Origin of the sequence: Faecalibacterium sp. BIOML-A1 (assembly GCF_009679715.1) — a bacterium.
In the GTDB taxonomy this organism is placed as follows: domain Bacteria; phylum Bacillota; class Clostridia; order Oscillospirales; family Ruminococcaceae; genus Faecalibacterium; species Faecalibacterium taiwanense.
On record NZ_WKZJ01000018.1, the window covers coordinates 21051 to 28198 of the forward strand.

Annotated in this window: 10 protein-coding genes; all 10 read right to left on the reverse strand. The window is 50.1% G+C overall.

Annotation, left to right across the window (positions count from 1 at the left end):
* Nucleotides 1-14 precede the first annotated feature (14 nt).
* Nucleotides 15-233, reverse strand: coding sequence for a Maff2 family mobile element protein (locus GKG36_RS13885; protein WP_003525154.1), 219 nt, complete (start codon nucleotides 231-233; stop codon nucleotides 15-17).
* Between the two features lie 218 nt (nucleotides 234-451).
* Nucleotides 452-2281, reverse strand: a complete 1830-nt coding sequence (locus tag GKG36_RS13890) for a VirD4-like conjugal transfer protein, CD1115 family (protein ID WP_154252502.1) — start codon at nucleotides 2279-2281, stop codon at nucleotides 452-454.
* Nucleotides 2278-2778 carry a PcfB family protein gene (locus tag GKG36_RS13895; protein WP_055169325.1) on the reverse strand — a complete coding sequence of 167 codons (501 nt, stop codon included), beginning with the start codon at nucleotides 2776-2778 and terminating at the stop codon, nucleotides 2278-2280. Before GKG36_RS13895 ends, GKG36_RS13890 begins: the two co-directional genes overlap by 4 nt.
* A gap of 86 nt (nucleotides 2779-2864) precedes the next feature.
* Nucleotides 2865-3284: a DUF4313 domain-containing protein gene (locus tag GKG36_RS13900; protein WP_002576240.1), complete on the reverse strand. Its 420-nt coding sequence runs from the start codon at nucleotides 3282-3284 to the stop codon at nucleotides 2865-2867.
* 12 nt (nucleotides 3285-3296) lie between these two features.
* A complete protein-coding gene (locus tag GKG36_RS13905) occupies nucleotides 3297-3608 on the reverse strand; it encodes a DUF5720 family protein (protein WP_025487374.1) in 312 nt (103 codons plus the stop codon).
* A 22-nt stretch (nucleotides 3609-3630) separates the two neighbouring features.
* The gene (locus GKG36_RS13910; protein WP_009004944.1) at nucleotides 3631-4377 is read right to left on the reverse strand and encodes a phage antirepressor KilAC domain-containing protein; all 747 of its coding nucleotides are present in this window, start codon (nucleotides 4375-4377) and stop codon (nucleotides 3631-3633) included.
* A 34-nt stretch (nucleotides 4378-4411) separates the two neighbouring features.
* The gene (locus GKG36_RS13915; protein ID WP_154244517.1) at nucleotides 4412-5290 is read right to left on the reverse strand and encodes a DUF6017 domain-containing protein; all 879 of its coding nucleotides are present in this window, start codon (nucleotides 5288-5290) and stop codon (nucleotides 4412-4414) included.
* Nucleotides 5291-5350: 60 nt separating this feature from the next.
* Nucleotides 5351-5854, reverse strand: a complete 504-nt coding sequence (locus GKG36_RS13920) for a hypothetical protein (RefSeq protein ID WP_015535793.1) — start codon at nucleotides 5852-5854, stop codon at nucleotides 5351-5353.
* Between the two features lies 1 nt (nucleotide 5855).
* Complete coding sequence (locus GKG36_RS13925) at nucleotides 5856-6125, reverse strand: DUF5720 family protein (RefSeq protein WP_002576245.1); 270 nt, start codon at nucleotides 6123-6125, stop codon at nucleotides 5856-5858.
* A gap of 12 nt (nucleotides 6126-6137) precedes the next feature.
* A complete protein-coding gene (locus GKG36_RS13930) occupies nucleotides 6138-7067 on the reverse strand; it encodes a ParB/RepB/Spo0J family partition protein (protein WP_002576246.1) in 930 nt (309 codons plus the stop codon).
* Between the last annotated feature and the right edge of the window lie 81 nt (nucleotides 7068-7148).

Genomic DNA, 7148 nt, shown 5'->3' on the forward strand with positions numbered 1-7148 from the left:
TCATGCAGAAACGCTTAGACAGAGAACAGCCCGGAGAGCAGAGGTACAAGGACCATGCCAACAACGGCTACACCAGCACCGGCCATAAGCTGCTTCATGCCCTGAGATTTGGCGCCAGGGTTGTCGTTGCCGTAACCTTCCAACAGGTTGATGACACCCCAGATACCAAGACCAGCGCCCAGAGCGATAACGAGAGTCTGAAGAACGGTAATTGCCTGTTCAAAAAATGCCATATAGTTTGTTAGCCGGAATCTGATTAAAAAATAGGTTTGTCATGTTTCATAGGCATACAAAAGCCGGAACAATCTGCCACCCGGTTTCCGGGGGCATGATTCCGGCTGTCCTCCTTTTTCATTATTTTTCTTGCGATTGTCCGCTTTGTACGCCAATGGCCTCAACAGAGGCAGTTGCGGCAAATAGATACGATCACTCCTTTCTCAGCGGAACCGTATTACACGCCCTCCGTGTCTACTTCATATACATCGCAGACCTCATCAGGCTTGAGTTTTAGTCTGGCAGACAAAAATGCTTCAATATCAAAGGTATTTCGCTTGTCTGCATCAGCTGTGTATTTGAAATTAGGGTGTCTGGTAATGTCATACTTGTCTGAAAGAAACGGACGCACACCGCGCAACTGCAAGATGCACTTGCCGCCATCCATAACTGCCAGCTCGTCCTGGCTCATCAGCTCTTTTCCCAATTTCTGATAGTTAAGCGAGTGGGAGGTCTCCCGTCCCCGGCTCTCTCCGGTGTTGTAAGTGTCTATGGTCTCCTTTCCCAGAACAGCCGCCAGCTCTTTCAGCGTTGTTGGCTCTTTGCCACCCAGGAAGATGGAAGTATCCATATTGCCGATGATGGTATCGGCATTATCTTTGTAAATTGCCTTGAGCTGGCTCTGTGCCTGCAACACCAGACAGGCAGAGATTTCACGGCTTCGGATGGTGGCCACCAGCTTTTCCAGCTTCGGAATCTGCCCGATGTTGGCACACTCATCAATCAGACAGCGCACATGAACCGGAAGCCTGCCGCCATACACATCGTCGGCCTTTTCACAAAGCAGGTTGAATAACTGGGTGTAGCACATGGAAATGAGAAAGTTAAAACTGTCATCCGTATCACTCATAATGAGGAACAGAGCCGTTTTTCTGTCTCCCAGCGTATCCAGTTCCAACTCATCGTAGGATGTAACCTCGCGCAGCTCCGCAATATCAAATACGGCAAGACGCGCACCGCAGGAAATCAAAATCGACTTAGCGGTTTTGCCGGCTGCCAGCTTATATTTCTTATACTGCCGCACTGCGAAGTGGTTTGGCTTTTCCGATTCCAGTGCATCAAACATCAGGTCTACGGGGTTTTTGAACTCCTCGTCATCCTCACGGACTTCCATCGCATTGATGAACTCAATGAGGGTGGAGAAGTTCTGCTCCTCCACCGGAGCTTCATAGTGGATATATCCAATCAACGCGCAATACAGCAATGTTTCCGCCTTGACCCAGAAATCGTCTCCGGCCTTGCCTTCGCCTTTGGTATTGGCAATCAGCGTTGTTACCAGCTTCAAGATGTCCTTTTCGCTATGGATATAGGCGAAAGGATTATAGTGCATGGACTTCTTGAAGTTGATGGTATTTAGGACCTTGATTCGGTACGGCTCATAAATGACCTTGCCGTGCTTATCCTTCATGGGCTTTCCGTCCTTCCCCAGCTTGGGTGCGCCCCTTTGGAGCATTTTTCCGCACTCCACCAAAATGGTTCCCTTCGGGTCCGTCACAACATAGGAGCTGTGCATCTGCATCAGATTGGGTTTCAGCCAGAATCGGGTCTTACCGGAACCGGAGCCGCCAATCACCAGTACATTTTTGTTTCTGGCAGTCTTGGGGTCCTTGGGGCGGCTGTTCATGGTCAGGCTCTCCGTTTTCGTCAGAATCACATTGTTCTGAAATACAGGATCAACGTAAGGTGCAATATCCTCACGGGTTCCCCAGCGGGCCGAACCATACTCCATGCCGTGACGGTACTTCTTGGCGTTTTTACTTTTGAGATACACCGCCAGGCGCAGGCCAGCACCGCAGCACAGCCCCACCAGCAGATCCAACGGGTGCAGGCTGGGCCAGAAACTTTGCAACGCCCCAGGCAGGACAGCAAACAGGGAAAGGAATTTCTCCGAAGCATTTGCCCCCTGAGCCAGTCGCCATGCCTCCCCGAAGTTGGTAGCAAACAGCCCCATCAGGAGATAGGGCAGGTTCAGCAAAACGAGCTTTTTGATGTCAAACTGCTTTTTCATCGTTCCAGCTCCTTTCGCTTGGTGCGGTCCACCACGGCATTTTTGACCATCTCTTTGAACTGACTGAGTTTTGCCAGCACAGACGGGCGTTCCGTTTTCTCGGCCTTCTTGACCTTTTTGCTGGTGTACTCGGTAAATGCAGCGGTCAGCGCATCGGCGTCACGGCCTTTGAAAAAGATCAGGTACTTGGGTGGGGAGCTACTGCGGTCTTTCTTCACCGCATAGTCCACACCATATTTCCGGGCGATCTTCTCAAACTCCTTGATAGATGGGTCTGTGATCTCAATATTGGAGATCCCCTGATTCTGACCAATGATCTGCTTGACGGTCTGTTTGCCGTGGGGTGTCACAGGAGCGTCACGGCTTCTCTGCTTTTGCAGCTTCTTTTCCTTGCAGTGGGCCATGTACTTGCTGATGGCGGCTTTGAGCAGCCTGCCGGTGAACTTTGTTCCACTGACAACCAGTGTTAAAGTCCTGTTTTCCACTTCTTCCTGCATTTTCATCGCCTCCTTTCCACAAAATGTGCAGGGGTGGTGCACTTCTTTCTAAGGCGGGACCACCAGCCGCCGGAGAAAATATTTCTTCATCGCTCCATCCCGCGGTTCTTTTTCTTTACCGGCTTCTTATCCGGCAGATTCCACTCTTCCCGAAACTCTGCCACACCTTTGGGGTCAAATGCCTTCAGCTTCTCCAGATCAAAGGCAACGGCAGAATATTTTCCATAACCGGACTGCACCTGATAGGGAAGCACCTTCCCCAACTTGTTCTCTTTGATGAATCGCAGCAGGTCCTTGCTGATGTCACCGGAAATAAACGCCTCTCCGGGGTCCAGGGAATATCCTGGTAGGTTCACCGTCATATCTGCAAACGCCTCTGCTCCATCTTCTGTATGGGTAATCATGCCGATATAAAGCCGCTGATTATTCGCATACATTCCAAGTTGCAGCGATATGGTTTCTTCCCCATATTCCCACTTAAAGGGTACTTTCTTTTCCTCATTCATATCGGATTCCTCCTATCGTATCTGTTCTTTGTGGTCATAAAACAAATCTCCATTTCTGACCTTTGCATGGCTGAGAATCTTGATCTGCCCATTTGCCTGACTGTCCAGAGCTTTTTCATAGCCTATATCTGACAAAAACAGGCGGGTGCGTTCTCCTTTCCAGCCAACCGGGGAGTCATGCGTCAGTACATCAAAAATAATCATGTGCCGGGTGTTCTCCGCAAATCGCTGGAGATCCATGTAGTCATGACCGTGATAGTTCTGCGCCCCGGCTTTCTGGCGCATTTCCTCCATCAGCTGCCCGATTGTTTTGCCTTCCTGCATAAAACCCACTTCCTTTCCGTTCTTATGAGACCAGCAAGATCATCTCCCGCAGCTGAGCAAAGTAGAGCTTTCCCTTTGGCGTAACCAGCGTGTAGGAGCCGGTATGCCCGTGATTGCAGTAGTCTTTCACACAGAACAGCCCCGTATTTTTCACATTGGCATAGGGCAGCACATTGCCGGATGCTGTGCGGTACACAAACCGTCGTTCTATCAGAAACCGAACAAACCGGCGCTCCGGGACATCCAACTCTTTGGCGGTTGTCCTGAGATTGGTGCTGTGCTTTAAGTCGATGAACAGGTCATAGAAAGCGGCTTTGCCCTCCAGCTGTGCATTTTCCTTACGCAGAGAAATATTTGCTTCACGCTCAGCCAACAAGTCTGAGCAGAGCTTCATCAGAGCCTCCGGGGAAGTAGCTACCTCCCAAAGCTTCTCTCTTGTGAGATAGGCCCCGTGCTTGCGAATGGTAGGCAGAACCTCATCGAATACCCACTGTTCAAACTGTTCTGCCGATGGCAATTTGCTGTGAACAATCAGGCGGTACAAATCTCCTTCGGGGATAAAAGTCATACTGATTTTGCGGTCGGGGCTTTGTGGGTGAGGTGCGTCGCGTTTCACGACATACCTACAATGGCGGATAATTGCATCGCGGGAATTGCTGTACCCCAGCGCAGCGGCCACATCCGTTCCGCAGAACAGGTATTTGCCGTTTTCTTCGATGACCCGGATACTGCCAAACTCCGGGTTTTTGAAAATTTCCATCTGGTTCATGTCGTGCCTCCTTTGGCATGATAAAAGGCGGCCTTTACCAGCCGCCTGCGTGCATATCGTGGTTGACCAATGAAGTGAAGTGATTATTCATGGTGGTAGGCGCATTGAACAGCACCGCAAGCAGGTACTGCTTCATGTTGCGTACCTGGGTGGTGTTCTTTTGCAGACAGTCCATGACAAACTCGATGTGGGAGCTGTCCAGTTTCAAAAAACGGGAACGCACGATCTCGTGAGGAAAGTCTGCCCCAGAGATCCGGGTGGTCTTTCGTCTGGCACAGACCGTTTCTACCAACAGCTCTACGATCTCATTCAGGTCATCCAGGTAGAGAGGATAACGCTGCTTCAGACAGTCATACTCGATATTCTCCAAAATCAATTCCCGATAATTTTCTATCTCTGTGACAGACATCGCATCTCTTCCTTTCCGTTCCGGCGGTCTTGCCGCCGCTGTTTCCCGGAAGGGAATGGAATCGGTACTTGATCCATAAGTAATTGATTTTTCTGTATTTGATTTCTCTATATTTAATTCTGCGGGCTTTTCCGTATCCGGTTTTACCGTATCCGGGTTTTCCGTATCTGGTGAAACCACATCTGACGGCAGCATATCCAGCTTCTTTGGCTGTGGCTGCTCATAAATGATGTACTCGGTATCAGTAATACGGCCATTCGCACCGCGAAGCTGCCTGCGGACAATATAGCCAGCTGTTTCCAACTCTTTGAGCGCAGAGCCAATGGCGTCCACACCCTCCTTACAGATGGAAGCAAGCCCTCTTGTAGTGTAATTCCACTCCTCTGGGAGCGACAGGATCATGGAGAGCAGACCCTTAGACTTTAAGGTCAGCCCCTTATCCTTCAGATGATAATTTGACATAACGGTGTAATCGCGTGTCCGTTGTACGCGGTAAACTGCCATTCACTTCACTCCTTCCTGTGGTCAGAAAATAACAAAAGCCGCTGTCAGTAAAGACGCGGCTCAAACTTCATAGAAAACTCCTGGTCTCCCATCAAAGGGATAGCGGCTGATGTCCTCAAAGGCGTCGGCAACCTCCTCCGCTGGATAGTCCTGCCAGTCCCGCTCCCTGACGATATGATGGATAGTACGGTAACAGGTAGAAAACCTTTCATACGCCGAACAGTATTTCGTATTCACGCAGGAGACATCCACAAACCGCCCGTCCTCCAAGAGCCATAGTTCCCGGATGCAAGAAGCATCCACCTGCGTAGAATGACTCTGGATAGTTTTTTGGTAAATGCAAAATCCCCGCTGTGGAAACAACTCTGGCCCATAGTAGTTCAAGGAACACTCATGGTTTCCTGCGGTCTGGTAAGCAAGGACACTTTCCCCACGATAGCGGACAGACTGCGCCACAAGTTCCATGTTCAATCTGGAGAGCGCCCTTTTCCGCTCCTTTTTGTCGGGGAAAAGATAAAGATACGCCGTCCTGATGGCATTGCAAATTTCTTTTTCTCTAAACATCTTATTTTCTCCGTTTTTTCTTTACATCCAAGACATGACCCTCAATTACACGGGCGTACCTTTTGATTTTGATCTCCCGGCGCTGCTGGCTTTGCAGGGCGGCCTGATAACCGTCCTCAGTCAAAAACAGCCGCATTTCATCTCCGGGGCTTCCGTAAGCAGTGCTGGGACGCAGGACGGAAAACTCGATCATCCAGCGGGTGTTATCCCAAAACCTCTCTACGGCGAGAATGTTGTGTCCTTTCAGCTCACGGGCTGAAATATCCCTCATAGGCGGCTCCTTTCATCGTTCCTGGTCTCTCTGACGCTTTTTCTGCCATGCCTCCAGCAGCTTGATGATAGTTTCCTGCATCCGCTGGGGCGTATAGCTTTTAGGGAAATACTTCCGCAAAGTGTCAGAGGTAAATGTCACCCGGTCCAGATCACTTTTCTTTTCCTCACCCATGATGACACGCATCATATCGAGGGTCAGATGCCCCTCCTGGCTATATTTCTTGAGCCGCTGGGCTTGGGAAAGGGAAGGGGTAGCCTGTTCGCTGTCCATCGCGTCCAGCAGGTCTACCTGTTCCTCCTTTTTGAGAAAGGACAGCTCATAGGCAGGGTTCAGGGCAATCTTCTTTTCATCCACCATATCCATCAATTCAGGAATCAGCTCTGTCAGACGGATATAACGCTGTACCTGCCGTTGGCTTTCGCCAGCTTGATCTGCAACCTTTTGAATAGAGGTCTGCGACTTCTCGCCAACTTGGCGAGAAGTTAAATCGGTTCGTGCGCCCTGATGTTTGACAGCCTCCAGCTTCATTTTGTAGGCAAAAGCCCTTTCGCTTGGAAGAAGGCTTTCTCGCTGCAAGTTGCTGTCAACCATAATGATCGTGGCGGCATCATCATCCAAATCCCGAATAATGACAGGCATGGTCTCTTTTTCTGCCAGCTCACTGGCTCTGCGCCGCCTGTGTCCGGCTACCAGCTCATAGCCGCCCTCAGGGTCTGGTCGGGCAATCGCCGGAACCAGAACGCCATACTGCTTGATACTGTCAGCGGTCTCCATCATGGCTTCGTCATCCTTGACTTTGAATGGATGGTTCCTAAAGGGATGCAGTTCAGACAGCGGAATTTCCTGAATCTTTTCCAGCTTTGCATCCTGGCGGCCTTCTTCGGTGGAAAACAGATCATCTACCGAGGCCAGCTCTATTTTTTTCGCGCTGCTTTTCAAGTTTCAACACCTCCTCGTATTATAAAAGAGTAGTATTTATAGACCGCTCTCCAGCGGTATGCTACACTGTATGGGATGCTG